This is a genomic window from Mycobacterium sp. (assembly GCF_049647605.1).
Classification (GTDB): domain Bacteria; phylum Actinomycetota; class Actinomycetes; order Mycobacteriales; family Mycobacteriaceae; genus Mycobacterium.
Window position 1 is genome coordinate 1 of the sequence record NZ_JBARXZ010000124.1, and the last position, 22,032, is coordinate 22,032.

At 66.4% G+C, this 22,032-nt stretch carries 22 protein-coding genes; 10 read left to right on the plus strand and 12 right to left on the minus strand.

Annotated elements, in window-relative coordinates:
* From WBB07_RS16370 to eccE, 7 genes are all read left to right on the plus strand, one after another.
* On the plus strand, positions 1–1,305 hold a 1,305-nt coding region (locus WBB07_RS16370), incomplete at its 5' end, for a PPE family protein (protein WP_526309445.1).
* A gap of 35 nt (positions 1,306–1,340) precedes the next feature.
* Complete coding sequence (gene esxG, locus WBB07_RS16375; protein WP_526309446.1) at positions 1,341–1,634, plus strand: type VII secretion system protein EsxG; 294 nt, start codon at positions 1,341–1,343, stop codon at positions 1,632–1,634.
* The gene (locus WBB07_RS16380; RefSeq protein WP_526309447.1) at positions 1,634–1,924 is read left to right on the plus strand and encodes a WXG100 family type VII secretion target; all 291 of its coding nucleotides are present in this window, start codon (positions 1,634–1,636) and stop codon (positions 1,922–1,924) included. The genes esxG and WBB07_RS16380 overlap by 1 nt, the downstream gene beginning before the upstream one ends.
* Before the next feature lie 21 nt (positions 1,925–1,945).
* Entirely contained in the window at positions 1,946–2,800 is an 855-nt protein-coding gene (locus tag WBB07_RS16385) for an ESX secretion-associated protein EspG (protein WP_526309448.1), read from the plus strand.
* 34 nt (positions 2,801–2,834) lie between these two features.
* Entirely contained in the window at positions 2,835–4,256 is a 1,422-nt protein-coding gene (gene eccD, locus WBB07_RS16390; protein ID WP_526309449.1) for a type VII secretion integral membrane protein EccD, read from the plus strand.
* The gene (gene mycP / locus WBB07_RS16395) at positions 4,253–5,626 is read left to right on the plus strand and encodes a type VII secretion-associated serine protease mycosin (RefSeq protein ID WP_526309450.1); all 1,374 of its coding nucleotides are present in this window, start codon (positions 4,253–4,255) and stop codon (positions 5,624–5,626) included. The genes eccD and mycP overlap by 4 nt, the downstream gene beginning before the upstream one ends.
* Positions 5,623–6,483, plus strand: coding sequence for a type VII secretion protein EccE (gene eccE, locus WBB07_RS16400; RefSeq protein ID WP_526309451.1), 861 nt, complete (start codon positions 5,623–5,625; stop codon positions 6,481–6,483). Before mycP ends, eccE begins: the two co-directional genes overlap by 4 nt.
* Here eccE and WBB07_RS16405 read toward each other — a convergent pair.
* The gene (locus WBB07_RS16405) at positions 6,473–7,642 is read right to left on the minus strand and encodes an alpha/beta hydrolase (RefSeq protein ID WP_526309452.1); all 1,170 of its coding nucleotides are present in this window, start codon (positions 7,640–7,642) and stop codon (positions 6,473–6,475) included. The two genes, eccE and WBB07_RS16405, sit on opposite strands and share 11 nt — an antisense overlap.
* Before the next feature lie 24 nt (positions 7,643–7,666).
* Positions 7,667–8,545: an amidohydrolase family protein gene (locus WBB07_RS16410; protein ID WP_526309453.1), complete on the minus strand. Its 879-nt coding sequence runs from the start codon at positions 8,543–8,545 to the stop codon at positions 7,667–7,669.
* Positions 8,546–8,565: 20 nt separating this feature from the next.
* On the opposite strand from WBB07_RS16410, the gene WBB07_RS16415 reads away from it, so the two are divergent.
* The 3 genes from WBB07_RS16415 to WBB07_RS16425 all read left to right on the plus strand — a co-directional run bounded on the left by WBB07_RS16415 (position 8,566) and on the right by WBB07_RS16425 (position 11,045).
* Positions 8,566–9,333, plus strand: a complete 768-nt coding sequence (locus WBB07_RS16415) for a trans-aconitate 2-methyltransferase (RefSeq protein WP_526309454.1) — start codon at positions 8,566–8,568, stop codon at positions 9,331–9,333.
* Positions 9,334–9,429: 96 nt separating this feature from the next.
* Positions 9,430–10,275 carry a substrate-binding periplasmic protein gene (locus tag WBB07_RS16420; RefSeq protein ID WP_526309455.1) on the plus strand — a complete coding sequence of 282 codons (846 nt, stop codon included), beginning with the start codon at positions 9,430–9,432 and terminating at the stop codon, positions 10,273–10,275.
* Positions 10,272–11,045, plus strand: a complete 774-nt coding sequence (locus WBB07_RS16425; RefSeq protein WP_526309456.1) for a maleate cis-trans isomerase family protein — start codon at positions 10,272–10,274, stop codon at positions 11,043–11,045. Before WBB07_RS16420 ends, WBB07_RS16425 begins: the two co-directional genes overlap by 4 nt.
* Here WBB07_RS16425 and WBB07_RS16430 read toward each other — a convergent pair.
* From WBB07_RS16430 to WBB07_RS16475, 10 genes are all read right to left on the minus strand, one after another.
* Positions 10,945–12,105 (minus strand): PucR family transcriptional regulator, encoded by a 1,161-nt coding sequence (locus WBB07_RS16430; protein WP_526309457.1) that lies wholly within the window; start codon positions 12,103–12,105, stop codon positions 10,945–10,947. The two genes, WBB07_RS16425 and WBB07_RS16430, sit on opposite strands and share 101 nt — an antisense overlap.
* Positions 12,106–12,184: 79 nt before the next feature.
* Positions 12,185–13,495 (minus strand): NtaA/DmoA family FMN-dependent monooxygenase, encoded by a 1,311-nt coding sequence (locus WBB07_RS16435; protein ID WP_526309458.1) that lies wholly within the window; start codon positions 13,493–13,495, stop codon positions 12,185–12,187.
* Entirely contained in the window at positions 13,488–14,171 is a 684-nt protein-coding gene (locus tag WBB07_RS16440) for an amino acid ABC transporter permease (RefSeq protein WP_526309459.1), read from the minus strand. The genes WBB07_RS16435 and WBB07_RS16440 overlap by 8 nt, the downstream gene beginning before the upstream one ends.
* Positions 14,168–14,824: an amino acid ABC transporter permease gene (locus WBB07_RS16445; protein ID WP_526309460.1), complete on the minus strand. Its 657-nt coding sequence runs from the start codon at positions 14,822–14,824 to the stop codon at positions 14,168–14,170. Before WBB07_RS16445 ends, WBB07_RS16440 begins: the two co-directional genes overlap by 4 nt.
* Complete coding sequence (locus WBB07_RS16450) at positions 14,821–15,573, minus strand: amino acid ABC transporter ATP-binding protein (RefSeq protein WP_526309461.1); 753 nt, start codon at positions 15,571–15,573, stop codon at positions 14,821–14,823. Before WBB07_RS16450 ends, WBB07_RS16445 begins: the two co-directional genes overlap by 4 nt.
* Positions 15,570–16,832 (minus strand): M20 family metallo-hydrolase, encoded by a 1,263-nt coding sequence (locus WBB07_RS16455; protein ID WP_526309462.1) that lies wholly within the window; start codon positions 16,830–16,832, stop codon positions 15,570–15,572. The genes WBB07_RS16450 and WBB07_RS16455 overlap by 4 nt, the downstream gene beginning before the upstream one ends.
* A 61-nt stretch (positions 16,833–16,893) precedes the next feature.
* Positions 16,894–18,753, minus strand: coding sequence for a sulfate adenylyltransferase subunit CysN (cysN, locus tag WBB07_RS16460; protein WP_526309463.1), 1,860 nt, complete (start codon positions 18,751–18,753; stop codon positions 16,894–16,896).
* 33 nt (positions 18,754–18,786) lie between these two features.
* Positions 18,787–19,743, minus strand: coding sequence for a sulfate adenylyltransferase subunit CysD (cysD, locus tag WBB07_RS16465; protein ID WP_526309464.1), 957 nt, complete (start codon positions 19,741–19,743; stop codon positions 18,787–18,789).
* Complete coding sequence (stf0, locus tag WBB07_RS16470; protein ID WP_526309465.1) at positions 19,715–20,518, minus strand: trehalose 2-sulfotransferase; 804 nt, start codon at positions 20,516–20,518, stop codon at positions 19,715–19,717. The genes cysD and stf0 overlap by 29 nt, the downstream gene beginning before the upstream one ends.
* Before the next feature lie 65 nt (positions 20,519–20,583).
* Entirely contained in the window at positions 20,584–21,948 is a 1,365-nt protein-coding gene (locus tag WBB07_RS16475; protein WP_526309466.1) for a sulfatase family protein, read from the minus strand.
* Between the last annotated feature and the right edge of the window lie 84 nt (positions 21,949–22,032).

A 22,032-nucleotide genomic window follows, 5' to 3' on the forward strand; every position in this document is an offset into this window, starting at 1 on the left:
GCCGCCGCCTACACGACGGCGCTGGCGACCATGCCGACGCTGGCCGAGCTGGCTGCCAACCACCTGCGACAGGGTGTCCTGCTCGCCACCAATTTTTTTGGTATCAACACCATTCCGCTGGCGATCAACGAAGCAGACTACGTGCGGATGTGGATCCAGGCGGCCACCACGATGACGGGGTATCAGGTGGTGGCGGGCGCCGCGCTGGCGTCGGCGCCTCGCACCGCTCCAGCTCCGTTTGTCCTCACCCCGGGCGTCGGTGAGGCCGGTGCGATGATGGCGTCGACCATGCAGACCGGTGCTCAGGCCCAAGCCGCCGAATCCGGTTCCGCCAACAACATCGCGGATATCATCGCCGACATCCTGCGGGCCTACATGGATTCGATCGGCCGGCTGTTCGAGCCGTTGATCGACTTCTTCCGGGATCCGATCGGCAATTCGATCAGGCTGATCACCGATTTCCTGACCAATCCGGCGCAGGCGCTGGTCACCTGGGGGCCACTCCTGACCGCCGTTGCATATCAGGCGATCTCATGGGTCGGGGCCCTGCTGACCTACCCGCAGCTGCTGATCCAGCCGCTGCTGGCCATCGTACTGCCGATCCTGCTGGGGGTCGCCAACGAGTTGCTCAAACTCCTACCGCTGTTGATGATTCCGCCCTACGTTCCCGAGGTGGTGCCGGAAGCAGCTCCCGCCCCGGGACGAGCCGAACCGCTCCCGGCGGCGGGCGTTGCCGCACCTTCGGCGACACCGACGTCGGCACCGGCACCGGGATCCGGTACGGCGACCGTGCCTTCCGGTAGTGCGGCCGCACCGGCGGCCACCCCTGCGGTGCCCTATGCGGTGCAGGGGATGGACCCGGATCAAGGTGTCGGACCCACCCTGACCGAGGGAGACAAGGCCTCGGCGCCCGCCTCGGACATCGCCGCGGTCAGTTCGGCTGCCGCACTGGCGGCCACCCAGGCCAAGCGCAAGGCGCGGCGCCGCCGCGGAGCCGAGGTCAAGAACCGCGGGCACCGCGATGAGTACATGACGATGGACGGCGGGCCGGTGACACCGCCGGCGGAACCGGTGGATCAACAGCCGCGAGCGGCGACCTCACAGTCCTCGGACGGGGGCGCGGGAACTCTCGGCGCATCGGGATTGCTTGGGACTCACGCCAGCGTCGCTGCCGGCACGGCCGCCGGTATCAGATCGGTGGATGACAACGAGTTCGGTACCGGATCGACCAGCCCGATGCTTCCCTCTACCTGGACCTCCGAAGGTGGCCGGGGAGAGGGGGATTCACCTGATCAAACCCGTTAGTCCACAACAACCACACCAGAGATTGGAGCTGATCGATGAGTCTTCTCGACGCACACATTCCGCAGATCATCGCGTCCGAATCCGCGTTTGCCGCCAAGACGGCGCTCATGCGCAGCACCATCGCGCAGGCCGAGCAGGCGGCGATGTCGTCGCAGGCCTTCCACATGGGTGAGTCCTCGGCCGCATTCCAGGCTGCGCACGCTCGCTTCGTCGAGGTGGCCGCAAAGGTGAACGCCCTACTCGACATCGCGCAGGCCAACTTGGGCGAGGCCGGTGCCACCTATGTCGCCCAGGATGCCGCCGCAGCCAGTACCTATGGAGGAATCTGATGTCGCAGATCATGTACAACTACCCGGCGATGCTCGGTCACGCCGGCGAGATGTCCAGCTACTCCGGGGCATTGGCTGCCGTCGGCGCCGACATCGCCGCCGAACAGGCAGCGCTGCAGGGCGCCTGGCAAGGCGATACCGGGCATACGTACCAGGCCTGGCAGGTGCAGTGGAATCAGGCGATGGAGGAACTCGTCCGGGCCTATCGGGCCATGGCCACCACCCACGAGACCAACACGGTCTCGATGCAGGCCCGCGATGCGGCCGAGGGTGCCAAGTGGGGAGGGTAGTGAGCAGGCCCGCTGGAGAACATGGCCGCGCCTGACGCCGTTGAGCTGACGGTCGACGGCGCCTGGTACATCGCCGATGCCGTGGGCGCCGGCTCGTTTCCGTGGGTCCTGGGGATCACGACGCCCTACCGGGATGCGCGGCAACGGGACGGCTTTGTCACGGCGCAGCGGGAGGAACTGCGACGCCTCAACGTGATCACCGGTGCGTCCGGCCAGATCTCCGCGGCGGTCTCGGAGTGGATCCGGGTGGTGTGCTTTCCCGATCGCTGGCTCGAATTGCGCTACGTCCGTGCCGGATCCGGCGACGGTGAGTTGCTACGCGGTATCGTCGCACGGCGTGGCGACCGTACCGTTGTGGCGCTGCGCAACGCGCAACTGGTCACGTTCACCTCACTGACGGTCGACGACCCCTACGACCTTGTTCCGATCGTTGCCGTCGGGCTCGGTGACCGCCCGGCGGCGCGGTTCGACGAGTTCTCGATCCCGGCGCGGGTGGGTGCCAGAGCCGACGACCAGCTGCGGGCGGGTGCCGATCTGTCCGGGGTGCTCGAGTACCTGGGTGTGCCCGAAGCTGCGCGGCCGGTGGTGCGATCGGTGTTCGACCGCCCGGCCGAGTACGTGGAGGTGGTGGCGGGGCAGCGTCGCGACGGCACCCATCGCACCTCAGAAGTGGGTGTCGCATTGGTCGACACCGAAGAAGGCCGGGTGCTGGTGAGCCCGAGCAAAGCGCCTGACGGAGAGTGGATATCGACATTTGCACCCGGCACCTCCTTTGCCGTTGCAGTGGCGGTCGACAACCTCACCGCGACATTGCCGGACGGGCAGTGGTTCCCGTCTGCACACCTGGTTCGCGACTTCAGCTCCCGCCAGGCCTGAGTTTCCAGAGAATCTGAAAGAGAAGAACCGATACATGAGTGAGTCCGCAACCGGTCTGGGAAGTACCCCGGTGTTGCCCATCGTCCGGGTGGCGATCCTGGCCGAGAGTCGCTTGACCGAGGTTGCGCTGCCATCCGAGCTTCCGCTCCGGGAGATCCTGCCCGCGGTGCGCCGGCTGTTGCCCGCCGATGACACTGCCGGGGAGCCGCCGCGGCTGCTGAGCCTGGCACCCGTCGGTGGCGCCCCGTTCAGCCTCGACGCCACCCTGGACACGGTGGGCGTCGTCGACGGTGACCTGCTGGCACTGCAACCTGTTCCGACCGGTCCGGCGGCGCCGGGGATCGTCGAGGACATCGCCGACGCCACCGTGATCTTCTCGGCATCACGGCTGAAGCCGTGGGGAATCCGGCACATTCAGGCTGCAGCGCGGGCTGCGATGGTGGTATTGGTGCTGGTTGTCACCGGGATCGGTGTCAGCCAGGTCATCGCCACCAACGACCCCGTCGGTCTGTATGTGGTGAGCGTGCTGGCCGCCGTCACCGCGGTGGCAGCGCTGCTGTTGCGGGCCCGCGTGCGGCCACCCGTGATCGAGACGACGGTGGTCGCGCTGGTCCCGATCACCGCGGCGTTCACCCTCGCTGTTCCCGGGGACTTCGGCGCCGCACAGGTGCTGTTGGGTGCGGCCGGGGCGACGGCCTGGTCGCTGATCAGCGTGATCCTCGCCGGTGACAACGCGGACCGGTCTCGAGCCTTCTTCACCGCGGGCAGCGTTGTCGGCCTGGGTGTTGCACTGGCAGCCGGGGTAGCGCTGATCTGGTCGCCGCCACTGCTTTCCCTGGGCTGCCTCCTGGTCGTGCTGGCCCTGCTGATCACCGTGCAGGCGGCGCAACTGTCGGCGCTGTGGGCCCGGCTGCCGCTGCCGGTCATCCCGGCCCCCGGAGATCCGGCGCCGTCGGGACCGTCGCTGAGCGTGTTGCGTGATCTACCCCGACGGGTGCGCATCAGCGAGGCCCACCAGACTGGATTCATCGCCGGTGCGGTGGTGCTGTCGGTGCTCGGCTGTCTGGCCATCGCGGGTCTGGCCGAGGCTCCCGGCGGTTGGGGCTGGTATGTCGTGGTCGCCACCGGCGCCGCGGCTGTCCTGCGTGCCCGCGTGTGGGACACGGTGTCCTGCAAGGCATGGCTGTTGGCGCAGCCACACCTGGTGGCCGTGATCCTGGTGGTGTCCTATCTGGTGCAGGGGCGGCACGTCGCGGCGTTGTGGGCGGGCGTGGTGTTGGCTGCGATGGTGGCGGTTTGGGTCTTAGCAGCCACCAATCCGAAACTGGCTTCGGCTGAGAGCTACTCGCTGCCGATGCGCCGACTGGTCGGATTTGTCGCATCCGGCGTTGATGCCTCACTGATCCCGGTGATGGCCTACCTGGTGGGTGTCTTCACCTGGATCCTCAATCGATGATCGGTCTCGGCCTTCGTTGTGCGGCGGTCGGGCTGACCGTGTTGCTCACGGCGTCGCCGTCCGCGTGGGCGGTCAGCCCGCCGGAGGTGGATCCTGCGGTACAGCCTCCCTCGGGTACTGCCGGCCCGGGCGTTGCGATGAGTCAGCGCGGCGAATGCATCGACACCACGGTGTTTCCCGACTTCGATGCCGCAACGGTGCCCGCCGCTGCGGTCATGCTGAATCTTGCCGGTGCATGGCGGTTCTCACGCGGTGAGGGCCAGGTGGTCGCGGTGATCGACACCGGTGTGCAACCGGGCCCACGATTGCCGAACCTCGACGGCGGGGGCGATTACCTGGCCGGCACCGATGGACTGACCGACTGTGACGGCCACGGCACGCTGGTGGCGGGCATCATCGCCGGCCAACCCGGAGATGACGGTTTCTCCGGGGTGGCGCCGGCGGCGCGGCTGCTCTCGATCCGTCAGTCCTCGGCGCTGTTTGCGCCGTCGGCGCCGGCGGAGGATCAGGAAACCGCCCGTGCCGGCATCGATGTCGCCTCGCTGGCCCGGGCCGTGGTGCGCGCGGCCGATGCGGGCGCGCGCGTCATCAACATCTCGACCGTCACCTGCCTGCCGGTGGCCAACAGCGTCGACCAGACCACGCTCGGTGCCGCGTTGCGGTACGCCGCAGTGGACAAGGATGTGGTGATCGTGGCGGCCGCCGGTGATGCGGCGCCGGGCGGGGTGGCCGGCGGTCCGTCCTGCCAATCCAACCCGCTCAACAACTCCGGGCCTGCCGAGGACCCGCGGAACTGGGCCGGCGTCACCTCCGTGTCCACCCCGTCGTGGTGGCAGCCGTATGTGCTCTCCGTTGGGTCCTTGACTTCGCAGGGCCAGCCGTCGGCGTTCACCATGGCCGGACCCTGGGTGGGTATCGCAGCACCGGGGGAGGACATCGTCTCACTGAGTAACGGTCCAGAAGGTGGTCTGGCCAACGGTTTTCCAAACAGTCAGAACGTCCTGGGAACCATCAGCGGTTCCAGTTACGCCACGGCGTACGTATCGGGAGTGGCGGCGCTGGTGCGCAGCCGGTTCCCGGACATGTCTGCACCGCAGGTCATCGAACGGATCACCGGCACCGCAAGCAACGGCGCCCAGGATCCGTCCAATCTTGTCGGAGTCGGCACGGTCGACCCGGTTGCGGCCCTCACCTGGGAGCTGCCCGCGCCGGTAGCGGAGGAGACAGGCTCCGTGATCGCGGCACCTGTCGTGCCCGAACCGGCAGACTCCCTGCCTCGCGTCGTCGCGCTCGGTGGTACCGCGGCATTGGTGCTGGCGGTTGCTGCGACGGCGCTTGTCATGCACCGACGAAAGGAGCGTTCCCAGTGACGGGACGAATCATGTTGGCATTGCTGGTGGTGATTCCCGCCGCGCTGGCCTACCCGTGGCAGCGCACGCTGGACTGGTGGCTCCTCGGGATCGCGATCGTCGTGGTGATCGTGGTGTTCTCCTGGTGGCGTGGTGAGTTCCTCACCACTGTGGCGGCCCGCCGCGCGAGGCTGCTGCGACGCGGTTCCGAGCCACGGCATCAGGTGCAGCACACCGGAGAAGATGCCCATACGACCGTCGTGCTCCGGGTTTTCGGCGAGCAGGAGCTGCCGTTGGCTACGCTTGCCGGCTACCTCGACTGCTACGGAATTTGTTGCGACTCGGTGCGGATCACCCACCGCGACACCCCCTCCGGGCGAACCACCTGGATCGGGCTGACACTATCGGCAGCGGCCAATCTTCCTGCTCTGCAAGCACGTTCAGCTGACATTCCGCTCCGGGCGACCGCCGAGGTGACGGCCCGGCGGTTGGCTGACCACCTCCGTGAGCTCGGATGGTCGGTCAGCACCGTCGACGTCGATATCCCCGACGTGCTGGGCCCCGATTCCAAGGAGCGGTGGCGAGCGATGCAGGACGGTGAGCAGGGCTACCTCGCCTGCTATTCGGTCCCCGCCGACACCGAACTCCGGCAGACCCTCGGTGAACTCCGCTCCGTCGGTGCCGTGGAACTCTGGACGGCAGTGGAATTGAGCGGTGCGCCGGCGCGACCTGACATGACCGCTGTCTGCGCGGTCCGCACCGACGAACTGCCCACCGCGGCGCCGCTGCCGAAGCTCGGTCACCTTCGTGGTCACCAACGGCGGGTGGTCACGGCACTGCATCCAGAGTCCACCCAGCGGCTGGCGCTCAGAACATGATGGGGTGAAGGAACTCCGTGATCCGTCTCAGATAGGCACGCTGGCTGACGTGGATCAAGTGGCTACCCGGAAACCAGTGCAGGGCACAACGATCCCAGTGTTTCCACAGTTTCTCCGCCTGATCGGGTGGAGCCAGTCGGTCGCCCAGGCCGGTGATGATCAGCCTGCGGTTCTTGGGCACCAACGGCCGGTAGTTCAGCGGTGAGTGGTAGGCCGACGCGGCTGCGGACACCTTTCGGGTGACTCCTCCGGTGAGGCGGCCGAGCGCCACGAGCGTGCTGGCCGGCCACCAGTCGTCGAAGGCGGATTCCGGCGTCACCAGCGGCACGTTCGGGATGACGGCGCGGATGCGGTGATCAACGGAGGCGGCCAGTGCCGCGGTGTAGCCGCCCAGGGAGAGCCCGGTCACCGCCACCTTGTCGACGCCGGTGCTCTCGAGATGGTCGATCACCGAGCGAAAGTCATGAATGGCCTGAGCCATGGTCTCGGCGAATCCGGCCATACCGTTGGCGAAGATACCGTAACCGCTGAACGGTGACCACTTCTCGGCCCGGGCGCCGTGGAACGGCAGCGTGTACAGCAGCACGTCGTAGCCGGAGCGGAAGAACCACGGCAGCGAGAAGAACAGTCCATTGGCCAGATACGCCGAACCCATGAATCCGTGGATGACGCACAGCGTCGGGCGGGGGCCGTCATCGTGGCGCCAGTGCTGAGCATGCACGATGCTGTTGTTCTGCAACGCATTCCACGTCCCGCGCATCTCGGGATTGATGGCGCGGAACGAACTGTCGAACCGGATGTTCTCCACGTTTCCGTGGGCCACCCAGGTGGCGAAAGCATTGGCGCGCTCCGCAGTGACCCGCGGTGTCATCGACGGCGGGGGGAATGACACCTTCACGTCGTGCTGAGCGGCCAGGTCAGCGTAGAAGGCCAACTTGTCCCGCTCCCGGCCGGGCCGCACCGAATCGGTGAGCAACTTGGGCACCATGGCGGCACCGATCACCGAAGCGACGACGGTACGGAGTCCGAGGTCGGCGACCACCGAGGCGTCGACGATCGTTTGTTGGGTCGCGGTCAACTCGGCACGGCCCGGCAAGCCCCTGGCGCCGGCATCGGCCCCGGGAACCGAGGGAATCGGCAGCTCTATCGGGTCAGTCACCACCGGTGATGATAACCGGTGTTGTCATTCCAGGCCGAACAACCGCGCAGCGTTGTCGAACAGCACGTTCCGTATCCACCGGTTGTCGACCCCGTCCAACTCGGTGATCGACCGCAGCGCGTCGGCATAGCTGTACGGGATGTTCGGGAAGTCGCTGCCGAACAGGATGCGCTCACCGGCATCACGCAACTGTGGCCGCAGCTCGCCGGGAAACGGCATCGCCTCCTCGGAGAAACCGGTGAACGCCATGGTCGTGTCGAGCCGCACCTGTTCGTGGGTCAGGCACAGGTTCAGGAACTCGCCGTACTCGGGCATCCCGAGGTGGGCGATGATCAACGAGAGACGGGGATATCGACGCAGCAGGCGGCGCACCGGTTCGGCCCCGGTGTGGGTTCCCGGTACCGGACCCGAGCCGCAATGGATCACCACCGGCAGCTGCGCGTCCTCGAGGTGACCCCACACGCCGTCCAGGAGCGGGTCGTTGGGTTCGTAGTCGCCGACCTGGATGTGCGCCTTGAACACGCGGGTGCCGCCTGCGATGGCGGCGCCGACGTACTCGGTGGCCCCGGGTTCGGGGTAGAACGTGGCAGTGGACAGGCAGTCGGGTGTCTGCGCGGCGAACTGTGCCGCCCACTGGTTCAGCCACACCGCCATGCCCGGTTTGTGCGGGTAGATCAGTGAGGTGAAGGCCCACACCCCGAAATCACGCAGCGTGCGAACCCGCTCTGCTTCGCCGGCGCGGTAGGTGATGGGCCACGGCCGGCCGATCAGCGGGCCCTGGGCGTCGAAGTACTGCCACACCTTGTCCATCACCGGCTTCGGCATGAAGTGGGTGTGCACATCGATGACACCCGGCAGCCCTAGAGACTCCCAGATCCGGCGTACCGCTGCTGCTTCCTCCATCGTCGATACATGATTGCATCATGTGGAATCCGGACGTCTACCTGGCTTTCGCCGATCACCGGGCCCGCCCGTTTTTCGACCTGACATCGCGTATCGATTGTGCTGCCCCTCGACGGGTGGTCGACCTGGGCTGTGGCCCCGGTAATCTCACGGCGACGTTGGCGCAGCGCTGGCCGGAAGCGGTGATCGAGGCGCTCGACGCATCGCCGGAGATGGTGGCGGCGGCCCGGGAACGCGGTATCGACGCCTCCGTGGGTGATCTGGCCGGGTGGGCGCCGCGACCCGACACCGATGTGGTGATCTCCAATGCCGCGCTGCACTGGGTGCCCGGCCACGCCGACCTGGTGGCCCGCTGGGTGCGGGAGCTGGCGCCCGGCTCGTGGCTGGCATTTCAGGTGCCCGGCAACTGGGACGCACCGTCGCACCGCGCACTGGTCGAGGTCTCGCGACGATCACCGTTTGCCAACCCGCTGCGGGACATGCCGTTTCGGGACGGTCGCCCGGTCCGGACACCGAGTGAATACGCCGGCTTGCTGACCGATGCCGGCTGCACCGTCGATGCCTGGGAAACCACTTACATCCACGAACTCTCGGGCGCCACCCCGGTGCTCGACTGGATCACCGGGTCGGCACTGACGGTGGTGAAGAGTCGTTTGTCGGCGCAGGAGTGGCACCAGTACCGACACGCGCTGAGTCTGTTGCTCGACGAGGCGTACCCGAAGCGCCCCGACGGTCGCACGTTCTATCCGTTCCGCAGGGTCTTCGTGGTGGCGCGCAAGACGGGTTAGCCGCTTTGAACAACTGTCTATGTCGCTGTCCCGGCTGACCGTGTGAGCGTGTACTCGTCACAACCGTGGCTGATGACCGACGTCGAAGGATCGACCATGAGTTTCGTCCGGAACCGGCGGGTGCTCTCCGCCCTCGCTGCCGCCGCTATGCTGCTCGCGCCGCTGGCAGCCTGCTCCAGTGGTCAGCAGGAGCAGGAGTCCGCGGATTCCGGGTCGGCACCGTTCCCCACCGTGCAGACGGGCGCGTTGACCGTCGGTGTGCCCACCTTCCCGCCCTTCGTCGGTCTGGAGGGCGGAACCATCACCGGCCCGGACGGTGACATCGTCAACGCCATCGCCGAGCACTACGGTCTCGAGGTGGTGGCCAGACCTTACGATTTTGCTGCGCTGATTCCCGCTGTCCAGCAGGGCCGGATCGACGTGGCCATCGGGTCGATCTTCCGCACACACGAACGCAACAAGTCCGTCGACTTCTCCCATCCGCTCTACATCGAACCGGGTGCGTTCATCGCCACCGAGCCGATCACCAGTATCGACAGTCTGATCGGCAAGCGGGTCGGGACCGTCCAGGGATACAACTGGAACCCGGATCTGGAAGCTATTTACGGAGATTCGCTGGCGCTGTACCCGTCGTCTTCGGAGTTGAAGCAGGATCTGATCGCCGGCCGGTTGGACGCGGCGGTCGACAGTCAGGGCACTGCGCTGTACCTCTATCAGGACGACGGATTCACCGTCACCGTGCTGCCGGCCGACGGCCGCGTCGAGTCGACCACGGCACCCGGACAAACGGCGTTTGTTCTCGCCAAGGACAAGCCGGAACTCAAAGACGGGCTCAACTCCGCGATCAAACAACTGCATGAGGACGGCTCGATCGCCGGCTTCCTCGAGGAGGCCGGCCTGGACCCGGCTGCCGCCACCACCGGCGACCCGCGTTTCGCGTGACCGACGGTGCGCGTCCGTTGCGGGTGGGAGTACTCCTGCCCGCGACGGACACTGCGGTGGAATTGGAACTGCCGACCCGGCTGGCCTGCCGGGCCAGCGTGCACGTCGCGCGGATGGTGCTCGAATCGGTGACCATCGAGGACCTCCGGCGCATGGAGGCCGACGCCGCGGCGCAGGCCCGTACGCTGGCGCAGCTTCAACCTGACCTCATCGTCTTCGCCTGCACCAGCGGAACATTCGTGTTCGGCTCGGAGCACGAGGTGGAGCTCGTCGAACGCCTCGAACAGATCACCGGCGCGCCCGTCATCACGGCGGCGCGATCGGTGGTGTCGGCGTTGAACAGGCTGGGCGCACAGCGGATCCGGCTCGGCGCCCCCTATCTTCCCGAGATAGTCGCCGCCGAGGTGGACTACCTGGGCGCACAGGGCTTCACCGTGGTGACCAGCACTGCGCTGTCCATCGTCGAGGACGAGGACACCGCCCGCCTGCCGACATCCGCACTCATCGATCTCGTCGCCGCCCGTGCCGACGATGCCGACGCCGCGCTGCTGAGCTGCACCAATCTCCGTACCCTGGAGCATCTCCCGGAGATCCGGGACGCCGTCGGCTTGCCGGTGGTGAGCAGCAACAGCGCGCTGCTGGATGAGATCCTGATCGCTGCGGACGGCCTCAGATCCTCCCCGACACCTCCGCCAGTACCAGACCGAGGTGCATCCGGAGTCGATTGGCGCCAGTCATCGTCAACCCGGTCAATCGCTGCGCCTGATTGATCCGGTAGTACAGCGTGCCGCGGTGGATGAACAGCTTCTGCGCGGTCTGCTGGGCATCGTCGTTGCTGTCCAGGTACGCCTTGACCGTCCGGGCGACCTCGCGGGTGCGGGTGCTCACGAGCAGGGGCTCGACCGAACTCAGGGGCTGCAGGGGTGCCGCGTCGCCGAATGCTGCGCGCAACTCCTCGAGGAACGCGAATGAGTCGTGATCTTCGGCGAATACCGGTCCCGGTGCGTCGGTGCCGTGTCGCAGAAGGTCTTTGAGCGCCGAGGTGGCGTGCTGCACCGACTGGCCGGCGCCGCGGGGTGCCGAGACCGCGATGCGTAACGTGTCCGAGGCGGTGTCCGGAAGGTGCTGCTGCCACTCACGTCGCAGGGCGGAGAGCGCTTCATCGGTGCGGTCCCGGTTCAACGCTGCCGCCGGTCCGCCCAGCACGACGACGCCGATCACCTCACCGTCGCTGTCGGAAGCCGGTGCAGCCGCGGCGTCGACTCCGAATCGGTGCTGCAGGTCCGCGCCGGCCAGCACACCGTCGAGGCTGACATTGGCGTGTCCGGTCGGATCGAACACCGGGCCGGCCGAACGTGCCACCACCACCATGCGGTGGGCTTCGGACTGCAAGACGACGGCGGCGACCTCGTCGGTGGTACTCGCCGGGGCGATGGCATTGAGCGGGCGGGTGAGCAGTTCGGTCGCGGTGCGACCGAGGTCTTCCAGGCCCCCCGCGGAGATCGTCCGGTCCGGGTCGATGATCCACAGATGCCCGATGACGTCACCGTCCTGGGCGCGAACGGGCACGTAAGCCCGGCCCAGATCCAGGCCGTGGAATGCCGCGATGTGCCGGGGCCCGCGGTTGGAGTCGAGCTCCTCGGCGAACAGCCGGTCCCGCACCGTGCTCGGTGCGGGCCTGCCGTACAGCAGCTCCATCCGGCTGGCATCGATCGGTCCTTCGTGTGGGGTGGAGGCCACCGGCACCATGTTGCGGTCGTTGAGGGCGACCGGCCGTCGGCACACCGCGGACAGATCAGAGACAGCGCGGCTCAGAGTTGCAGACGTCATGAAACCGAGTCTGCTCAGCGGGACGCCATTGTCACGGGTTAGAAGCAGCGGGAATTCAATGGCGAGAAGATGGTGTTGATCAGAATTGACGCAGATTGTCCCGTAAGAGCTGGTGCTGGTAGTTCTTTCGGACCAGCCCGCGGCGCTGTAGTTCGGGCACCAGACCGTCGGTGACCTCGATCACGTGTTTGCGGTTGATCCGCAGGCTCGGTGACTGGATCAGGAAACCGTCCCCGCCGACGAACTCGTGGATGTCCTGCAGCCGGTCGGCGACCGTAGCCGGTGAGCCGACGATATCGCCCTTGCGGCGGCCGTTCTCACTGATGATCACGTCACGTAGCGTGGAATTGCGGCTGCCTTCCACCATCGCCCGGTAAGTGCCCTGTTCGCCGTGGGATTCGAGGTCGGCGGGCAGAGGTTTGTCGAGATCGAACTGCGCGAAGTCGATGTCGGTGACATCGGAGATCGCCACCAGACTGCGTTCGATGAAAGTGGGGTCATCGACTCGGCGCTGGGCACGTTCACGTGCGTGGGCGTCGGTGTCGCCGAGGATCGGAGTGATCAGGTACAGCACCTTGATCTCATCGGGATCGCGCCCGCTGTCGGCGGCGCGCTTGCGGATGTCCTCGCGGTAGGCGCGCATCGCCTCCGGGGTGGAGGCGGGTGAGACGATGGTGTCGGCGTACTTGGCTGCCAGCGCCCGGCCGGCGGGCGACCCGCCGGCTTGGGCGAGCACCGGGAAATGCTGGGGTGACGGGACGGTGTTGAGTGGTCCGCGGCTGCGGTAGAACCGGCCCTCGAAGTTGATGTCATGGACCTTGGTGTGGTCGACATAGGTGCGGGTGGCCTCGTCGCGGATGACGGCATCCGGTTCCCACGATCCCCACAGCCGGCGAATCAGATCGACGTATTCGTCGGCCTTTTCGTACCGCAGATCGTGGTCGGGGATGGCGTCGAGCCCGAAGTTCTGCGCGGCCCGGTCCTCGCCGGAGGTGACGATGTTCCAGCCGGCCCGACCCCCGGTGAGGTGATCGAGCGTGGACATGAGCCTGGCCAGGAGGTACGGCGGATAGAACGACGTCGACAACGTCACGATGAACCCGAGGTGCTCGGTGGCCTGCGCGAGCAGCGGAACCAGCGGTGCGGGATCGAGTTTGGGGGCGTGCACCGCGTGCCGGAGTTCGGCTTCGAAGGTGCCGCCGTAGGTGTCGGGCACCATCAACTTGTCCTCGAGGAGTACGAAGTCGAAGCCGGCGCGGTCCAGTTGCCTTGCCACGTCGACGAACACCGCGCCGGAGAAGTCCTTGGCGCCGTCGGACCATTGTTCGGCCCAGCCGTCGATGGTGTAGTTGAGGAACCACCCGAGATGGAACTGCGTCTGGTCAGGCATTGACCGGGCCTTTCTTGTCGAACGATGTGAGCGGGGAGAGGCCCATTCGCCGCTCCAACCGGGCCACCACCCGGATGGCGGGAAGGGCGATGACGGCGTACAGCACGCCGGCCAAGCTGAGGTACTCCAGGTACAGGAACGTCATCGAACCCTGGTTGTAGGCGCGGCTGATCAGCTCCGGTACCGACACTGCGAAGGCCAGCGACGTTGCCTGGAACATCTGGATGGACAGGCCCATCAGCGGCGGTACGGACACCCGCACAGCCTGCGGAAGCACGATGTGACGCAGGGTGTCACGGCGCCCCAGCGCCAGCGCATGCGCGGCCTCGACCTGTCCTGGGTCCACCGACTGGAGCCCGGCACGGATGATCTCGCTGCTGTAAGCCGCGGTGCTGAGTCCGATGGCGATCCACACCGAGGGCATCGCCGCTAGCGTCACACCCTGGGCCGGTAACCCGTAGTAGACGAGTTGCAGCAGAACGATCACGGGTGCGCCGCGTAGGATCTCGACCACCACGATCACCGGCCAGGCCACCCAACGCCGCCGAGAAGCGGTCAGCAGTGCCAGCAGCAGCCCCGCAGGGATCCCGGCGCCGACGCTCACCACCGTCAGCTGCACGGTGACCAGGAGCCCGGCCAGCAGATCTGGCAGGCTCGCCCAGAGGATCTCGGTCATCGGCCCACCCGTTTCCGCAGGGTGTGGTCGACCCCACGGGACACCACCGCCACCGGCACACTCAACCCGATGTAGAGGATCAGCGCCGCCAGGAAAGGAGCCAGCCCGTCACCCTGCTCGCGGACCTGCGCGACGGTGCGGAACGTCACTTCGGTCACCCCGATCACGCTGGGGATCGACGAGTCCTTGAGCAAGGTCAGCGCGAACGTGGTGCACGACGGGATGGCGATCGAGACCGCCTGCGGTGCAACGACCCACCACACGCCGGCAGTCCGCCCCAGCCCGACGGCACGGGCGGCGTCCCATTGTCCCTGCGGTACGGCAGCTACCGATGCGCGGTAGACCTCGGCGAGATAAGCCGCGGTGACTCCGGCCAGTACCACCACCGAAGCGGTCAGTTCATCAACGGCCGCGCCGTTGATCTGCACACCGAAGTACACGATGAACAGCCACACCAGGATCGGCACCGCCCGCACCACGTCGACCACCAGCCGGGTGGGCCGACGCCACCACCATCGGCGGCTCTCCAGACCGACGGCCAGGGGAACAGCGAGCAGTCCGCCCAGTAGTAGAGCGGCCGCGGTGATGCCGATCGTCAAGGGCACCCCCTTGGCGATGATGGTCATGGTGTCGAGGAAGGTCTCCACGGTCACCGGTCCGCGACGGCGTGCAGGAAACGTCGGGTGCGCTCGTGGGATGGGTCTTCGAACACCGCTGCCGGACTGCCTTTTTCGATCAGAGATCCATCGGCCATCACGGCGATCTGATCGGCGACCCCGCGGGCGAACCGCATCTCGTGGGTCACCACGACCATGGTGCGGCCCTGGTCCGCGAGATCGCGCATCACCCCGAGGACCTCTTGCGCCAACTCCGGATCCAGGGCCGAGGTCGGCTCGTCGAACAGCAGCACCTCCGGATCGAGCGCAAGCGCGCGGGCGATCGCGACGCGCTGTTGCTGGCCGCCGGAGAGTGTCGAGGGCCGCGACGCGGCTTTGGTGGCCAGACCGACGCTGTCCAAAAGCCGGAGTGCGTAGTCCTCGGCGGCCTCGGCCGAACGGCCGAGAACCCGTCGCTGAGCCAGTGCGACATTTTGGAGGGCAGTCAGGTGGGGGAAGAGGTTGAAGCTCTGGAACACCATGCCCACCAGACGATTCAGCTCGGTTCGTTGGGCTCGCCTCAGCTCCGTACCGGAAGGGTAGTGCCTGCTGCCGATGTCGACGCTGCCGGCGTCCGGGGTGTCGAGCCGGTTGATGCAACGCAGAAGGGTGGACTTGCCCGAACCACTCGGACCGATGATTGCGGTGACGTGACCGACAGCCGTCTCGAAACTGACGTCGCTGAACACGGTGTGGGCGCCGAAACTCTTGGAGAGGCCACGGATATTCACGGCCGGAGTTGTCATGGGGCGTCATCCTCCTGCGCTGCGGCCAACACGGCATGCAGCAGAACTGTTGCTCCGTTGGCAGCCCACTGCTCGGTGATGTCTTCGGCTTCGTTGTGGCTGATCCCGTCCTTACACGGCACAAAGATCATCGCGGTGGGCGACACTCGTGACACGTGGACCGAGTCATGGCCGGCCCCGGACACAATATCGACCCAGCTCAGGCCACCGGCCTGGGCTGCCTGTCGCACTGTGTCCACCGCGCGCGGGTCGAATCGGGTGGGGTCCACGCCGAGTGGGCGGTCGATGCGGTAGCGCACCCCATGTGTCTGGCTGACCTCCCGTACCAGGGAATGCAGTTGGGTCTCGACACGGTCGAGAACCTCGCTGTCGGCATGACGGATATCCAGCTGGACAACGGTGCGACCGGGAATGACGTTGCGGGAGTTCGGAGTGACGTCGATGCGTCCGGCGGTGGCGCGGACCTCCGGGATCTCCCGAACGGCTGCTGCGCGTACCGCGGCGATCACTTCGGCAGCGGCGACCAGGGCATCGTTTCGCCGTCCCATCGGCGTGGTTCCACTGTGGCCGGACATGCCGTCGAAAATCACGTCGTACCAGCGAATCCCGTACACGCCCGTCACCACGCCGATGTCGATCCGCTCCTGCTCCAACACCGGGCCCTGCTCGATGTGCAGCTCGAAGGAGCGATGGGGACGGGACGGGGCCTGGTTGTCGTTGCCGGCGTAACCCGCGTCCCGAAGTGCCTCACCCAGGCTCACTCCGTCGTGGTCGAGGCGCTGCAGAGCCTCCTCCAGCGGATACTGCCGGGAGTACACAGCTGACCCCAACATGCTGGGGCTGAACCGGGAACCCTCCTCGTTGGTCCAATTCGCCACCACCACCGAACGTTGCGTCTGTACGCCGGCGTCATCGAGGACGGCAAGAACTTCCATTCCTGCGAGCACTCCGTAGGTTCCGTCGAATCGGCCGCCCTTGGGCTGACTGTCCAGGTGGGAGCCCACCAGCACCGGCGCGAGTTCGGGGTTGCGGCCCGGTCGGGTGATGAAGATGTTGCCGATGGCGTCGACTCCGCTGTGGTATCCGGCTGTTGCCGCCTGATCGAGCAGCCAGGCCCTGGCATCACGATCGGCGTTGCTCAATGACAACCGGTCCAGACCGTTGGCCGGTGTCATACCGAATCGGGATACCGTTGCCAAGCGGTCCCACAGTCGGGTCGCGTCGACGCGCACGGTCTGGTTCAAGGAGATGTCGGCCACCTGGTGAACCTACGTAGTGACCGCGGGTGTGAACTATGGATAGGTGTTCAAATTCCCGTGATCAACCACGGGCCTTGTTCAGCACCTCGAGCACTTGGGCCACCAGCGCGTCGATATCGGCTCCGGTGGTGTCGAGCACCAGATCGGGACTCTCGGGCGGCTCGTACGGCGCGTCGATTCCGGTCAGGCCCTTGAGCTCGCCGGCGCGGGCCCGCGCGTAAAGCCCCTTGGGATCCCGCTTTTCACACTCGGTGACCGAGGTCGAGATGTACACCTCGATGAAGGGGAGTTTGGCGGCCTCGTTGAGGGTGCGGGCGATCTCGCGGTCGGACTTCAACGGTGAGACCAACGAGGCCAGAGCCACCACTCCGGAATCGGCGAGCAGGCGGGTCAGATGCCCGACCCGGCGGATGTTCTCCGCCCGATCACCGGCGGAGAATCCCAGATCGTCGGACAACCCATGGCGTAGGTTGTCGCCGTCGAGAAGGTAAGCCACATCGCCGGATTCGACCAGCGCACGTTCGACGGCAACCGCCACCGTCGACTTGCCGGAGGCGGGCAGGCCGGTGAACCAGATGGTGGCCCCGCGCTGCCCGGTCTTCTGCCATCGGTACTGGCGATCCAGGCTGGACGGATGCCAACGGATGTCGTTGCGGGTCTGGGATCCCGGGATGATCTCTCGGGCCTCGGTGATGGTGCCGGCGCCGACGGTGTCGTTGGTCGTCTCGTCGATCAGGATGAACGCACCGCTGTCGCGGTTGTCGGCGTAAGGGTCGGCGACGACGATGGAGCTGGTGCGCAGGGTCACGGTTCCGATGTCGTTGACGCCCAGCTCGACTGGTTGGTCGAGGTCGTCGAGAGTTTCGGGGTCGAGCCGGGTGTGCAACTCCTGCACGGTGGCGCGTACCGTACGGGCTCCCTGTTTGAGGGCCAGTCGGTCACCGGCTCGCAGTCGAGTGTCGGTGAACCAGCAGATCGTGGAGTAGAGCTCACGGGCGGTCACCGGTAGCACCGCGTCCTCGGCGCCGCTGACAAGGACGTCGCCGCGGCCGACGTCGATGTCGTCAGCCAGCTCGATCGACACCGACAGTGGTGCGACGGCGGTGCTGCGGGCGTCGTCGAGCGTGTCCAGTGCGGTCACCGTCGACCGGGTGCCCGACGGCAGGGACACCACCGGATCACCGACGCTCAGCGTGCCGGCTGACAGCCGACCGGTGTAGCGCCGCCGCTGCTGAGCGGTGGGGCGGGACACCCACTGAATCGGTAGCCGCAGTTTTGCTGGTTCCGGTTGGGGTGCCACGAGTTCGATCGACTCGAGATGGTCGAGCAGCGACGGACCGCCGTACCAGGGGGTCCGATCGGATTTGTGCACCACGTTGTCGCCGTGTTTGGCGGCGATCGGGATGACGGCCAGGTCTGCGACACCGAGGCGCTCGGCCAGCTGCAGCAGCTCGGCCTCGACCTCGGCGAACCGTCCGGCGTCGAAGTCCACCAGGTCGATCTTGTTCACGGATGCGACAAAATGTTTGATCCCCAACAGCTTTGCGATGCGGGCGTGTCTACGGGTCTGACGTAACACTCCGGCGCGAGCGTCGACCAGGAGGATGGCCACATGCGCGTTGGACGCGCCGGTGAACATGTTGCGGGTGTACCGCTCATGGCCCGGGGTGTCGGCGAGGATGTAGCTGCGGGTCCGGGTGGAGAAGAACCGGTAGGCGACATCGATGGTGATGCCTTGTTCACGCTCGGCGCGTAACCCGTCGGAGAGTGCGGCCAGGTCCGCCACCCCGGCTTCGTCGGTCACCGCTTCCAGATGATCCAGTGGCAGGCTGTCGGTGTCGTGCATCAGTCGACCGATCAGCGTGCTCTTGCCGTCGTCGACCGAGCCCGCGGTGGCGATACGCAGGAGTTGCCTGGTCACGGTTGGATCCTCCGTAGTTGTGCTCTCCCCATGTCAGAAGTAGCCTTCCCGCTTGCGGTCTTCCATGGCTGCCACCGAGGTGCGGTCATCTGCTCGCGTCTCGCCGCGTTCCGACACGGTGGCAGCGGAGATTTCGTCGATCACGCCGGCGATGTCGGTGGCGCGGGAGCGCACTGCGCCGGTGATGGTGAGGTCGCCGACGGTGCGGTAGCGCACCCACTCCACGGCGGATCGCTCATCTGCTTGTGGCTGAACGTATTCCGATACGGCCAGCAGGATGCCGTCGCGGGCCACCACCTCGCGTTCATGGGCGAAGTAGATCGACGGCAGCTCGAGGCTCTCCAGTTCGATGTAGCGCCAGATGTCCAGTTCGGTCCAGTTGGACAGCGGGAAAACCCGCACCTGTTCGCCCTTCTTGATCCGGCCGTTGTACAGCGACCACGGCTCTGGTCGCTGTGCGCGGGGGTCCCATTGCCCGAACTCGTCGCGGAAGCTCAGGATGCGCTCCTTGGCGCGAGCCCGTTCCTCGTCGCGCCGGGCCCCGCCGAACGCGGCGTCGAATCCGCCGGCCTCCAGGGCATCCAGCAGGGTGCGGGTCTGTTGGCGGTTGCGCGATGCGCTCGGACCCGGGTCGGGAACGCGGCCGCTGTTGATGGTTTCCTGCACCGAGCCGACGATCAGTTTGTGGCCGTGTTCGGTGACCCGGCGATCCCGGAACTCGATGACCTCGTCGAAGTTGTGACCGGTGTCGATGTGCAGGACCGGGAACGGTAGCGGAGTCGGCCGAAAAGCCTTCTCTGCCAGCCGGAGTAGCACGATCGAATCCTTGCCAGCCGAGAACAGCAGCACCGGGCGCTGCAGTTCGGCGACCACCTCCCGGATGATGTGCACCGCTTCGGCTTCCAGTAGCCGGAGCTCGTCGACGTGGGTGGTGTCTTCTACGTCCGTCACGGTATCTGCCTCACAGCGGTAGTCCCTCTCGTTCGGCATCGGAGCGGTAGCGCTCCACCCAGGTATCGGAGCGCTGGTCGGCTTGACGTTCCAGGACCGGCGACGGCGCCAGTCGAGGGTCCAGCCCGAGTGCGTCCAGAACGGTGCCCACGGTCTCAGTGAGGTTGCGCCACAACACCGGATAGGGCACCTGGAGGGGGTTGACATCCTCCTCGGCGAACCAGGCGCGCCAACCTTCTTCCTGTGCCCTCAGCATGGTGACGATGTGTGCGATGGCACCGGCGTGATACTCGGCGCGGGAGTCGCGAACGGGGTCGGGGCGTCCACGCCAGACCCGGGTCTGCACGGCCCGCCAGAACGAGACGGCCTGTGACACCACGTCCGGCCGGTAGACGTGGATGAGCACCGGGTCGCTGCCGACAACATCACGGATCGCCGCGAGCAGACCGTCGCCGGACCGGACCGGCAAGTCCTTGGCACGCTGCATCAACAGGGGCGTTTGGTTCCACATGAGCTTGCCGCCCCACACCCCGTTCGGAGTGCGCCCCACCGTCCTGATGTAGTCGCGCCAGATCTCGGCGGGTGCGATATCCGGTTTGCCCTCGATGAGGGGATCAAGCAACCGCAGGATGGATTCATCGCTGACATCGGCGAACCACTCGCGGGGCTGCGGCGACATGCTGGTGTGCGGGAGGTACTGGAAGAACTCTTGCGGCTCGCCCGCCATTCCGGTCGCGCGCAGGGACTCCACCAGCAGGGTGCTGCCACTGCGCTGGGACGCCAGGACTAAATAGGCCGTTGGGCTCGGTGCCATGCGCGAGAGCCTATAACCAATTCAAAAGCCCTGCATACAGCGGCTTTTCATCACCGTGATTTCAACTATTGCGCTTCTGTGGTGTCGATTCCGCGCTCTGTTGCGATGGCGGAGCGGCTGGGAAGTTTCAGGTTGTTGATGTGGGCATAGGTATGGGTGTAGCGCTCCGAGATCCGGGTCCCGGCAAACTCCGACGGAATGACGTCATTGGTCTTGACCCGCCAGTCGTTGAGCTCGAGTGCGAGGTCACGCGCGACGGCTTCGTGTTCGGGGCTGACATCGCCGGCGAGCAGATTTCGGGTTTCCGTCGGGTCGGCGATGAGGTCGTAGAGCTCCCGTTTCGGGCGCGGCGACAACGATTGTGGACCGACGAGCCGGCCGGGTGCGCTCTGTTCGATATCCCACGGCAGATCGAGAAGTGGCCGCTGCGCGTAGTTCTCGATGTAGCTGTATTCCTTGGTGCGGATTGCCCGGATCGGGTCGAACGAGTCGTGATAGGTCTTGGTGGTGTACACGGCGGTGCGCGTTTCAGCGTCACTCGCGCCCAGCAACCGCGCGGCATGCGATAGCCCGTCGACATCGTCTTCGGCAGCAACGCCGAGCACGTCGAGCAGCGTCGGCACCAGGTCGACCCCGCTGAAGAGGTCCTCATAGACCCGGCCCGGTTGTTCTCTGTTGCGGGGCGGCCGGATGATGGTCGCGATACCGGTGCCGGCGTCGTACAGCGTCGATTTTGCACGCGGCAGCGCAGGACCGTGATCGGTCAGGAACACCACCCAGGTGGAGTGTGCCAGCCCGGTCTCGTCGAGGATGTCGAGAAGCTGCCCGACGGCCGCGTCGGCCGTGGTGATCGAGCCGTAGAAGTCGGCGAGATCCTGTCGCACCCCTGGGGTGTCGGGGAGATAGTCGGGCAGTTCCACCGCAGCGGGGTCGGCGGGTTGGTAACGGTCGTGCGGATAGGGCCGGTGGGTTTCGAAGAACCCCGCGGTGAGTAGAAACTTCTGCTCGCGCGGTGTTCGCAGCCATTCGGAGGCGCGCTCCACCACGTACTCGCAGTAGGAGTTGGACACGTCGAACTCGTCGAACCCCAGGCGCGTCGGGAAGCTCGTCTCGTGCTGCATGCCGAAAAGGGCGGTGTGCCAACCGGCTTCGCCAAGAATCTGGGGCAGGGTACGCACACCCGGCCGGTACTCCCAGCCGTGGTGCGCCAGCCCGATCAGACCGTTGGTCTGTGGATAGCGGCCGGTGAACAGTGATCCCCGGGACGGCGAACACAGCGGCGCCGTGGCGTGTGCACGCGTGAACACGATGCTGTCTCGGGCCAGCGCGTCGAGCCGCGGGCTCGTGACATCCGGGTGGCCGTACACGCCGAGGTATCGGCCCAGATCGTGCCAGTGGACGATCAGGACATTTTCGTCGATGGTCACCATCTCAGCTTGCCTGTCCGCGGTTCGGCGTTGATCCCCAGGTGCGGGTTTTGCACCTCAGCGGTGCATTCCGGGGGCCCGGGCAGC

Excerpts from the sequence above, each read along its gene's own strand:
- WBB07_RS16415 (WP_526309454.1), top strand. The coding sequence starts at position 8,566 with ATGTGGAATCCGGACGTCTACCTGGCTTTCGCCGATCACCGGGCCCGC.
- WBB07_RS16410 (WP_526309453.1), bottom strand. The coding sequence starts at position 8,545 with ATGGAGGAAGCAGCAGCGGTACGCCGGATCTGGGAGTCTCTAGGGCTG.
- eccD (WP_526309449.1), top strand. The coding sequence starts at position 2,835 with ATGAGTGAGTCCGCAACCGGTCTGGGAAGTACCCCGGTGTTGCCCATC.
- WBB07_RS16380 (WP_526309447.1), top strand. The coding sequence starts at position 1,634 with ATGTCGCAGATCATGTACAACTACCCGGCGATGCTCGGTCACGCCGGC.
- WBB07_RS16385 (WP_526309448.1), top strand. The coding sequence starts at position 1,946 with ATGGCCGCGCCTGACGCCGTTGAGCTGACGGTCGACGGCGCCTGGTAC.
- mycP (WP_526309450.1), top strand. The coding sequence starts at position 4,253 with ATGATCGGTCTCGGCCTTCGTTGTGCGGCGGTCGGGCTGACCGTGTTG.
- WBB07_RS16420 (WP_526309455.1), top strand. The coding sequence starts at position 9,430 with ATGAGTTTCGTCCGGAACCGGCGGGTGCTCTCCGCCCTCGCTGCCGCC.
- stf0 (WP_526309465.1), bottom strand. The coding sequence starts at position 20,518 with ATGGCACCGAGCCCAACGGCCTATTTAGTCCTGGCGTCCCAGCGCAGT.
- cysD (WP_526309464.1), bottom strand. The coding sequence starts at position 19,743 with ATGCCGAACGAGAGGGACTACCGCTGTGAGGCAGATACCGTGACGGAC.
- WBB07_RS16435 (WP_526309458.1), bottom strand. The coding sequence starts at position 13,495 with ATGCCTGACCAGACGCAGTTCCATCTCGGGTGGTTCCTCAACTACACC.
- WBB07_RS16430 (WP_526309457.1), bottom strand. The coding sequence starts at position 12,105 with ATGACGTCTGCAACTCTGAGCCGCGCTGTCTCTGATCTGTCCGCGGTG.
- WBB07_RS16450 (WP_526309461.1), bottom strand. The coding sequence starts at position 15,573 with ATGACAACTCCGGCCGTGAATATCCGTGGCCTCTCCAAGAGTTTCGGC.
- WBB07_RS16475 (WP_526309466.1), bottom strand. The coding sequence starts at position 21,948 with ATGGTGACCATCGACGAAAATGTCCTGATCGTCCACTGGCACGATCTG.
- esxG (WP_526309446.1), top strand. The coding sequence starts at position 1,341 with ATGAGTCTTCTCGACGCACACATTCCGCAGATCATCGCGTCCGAATCC.
- WBB07_RS16440 (WP_526309459.1), bottom strand. The coding sequence starts at position 14,171 with ATGACCGAGATCCTCTGGGCGAGCCTGCCAGATCTGCTGGCCGGGCTC.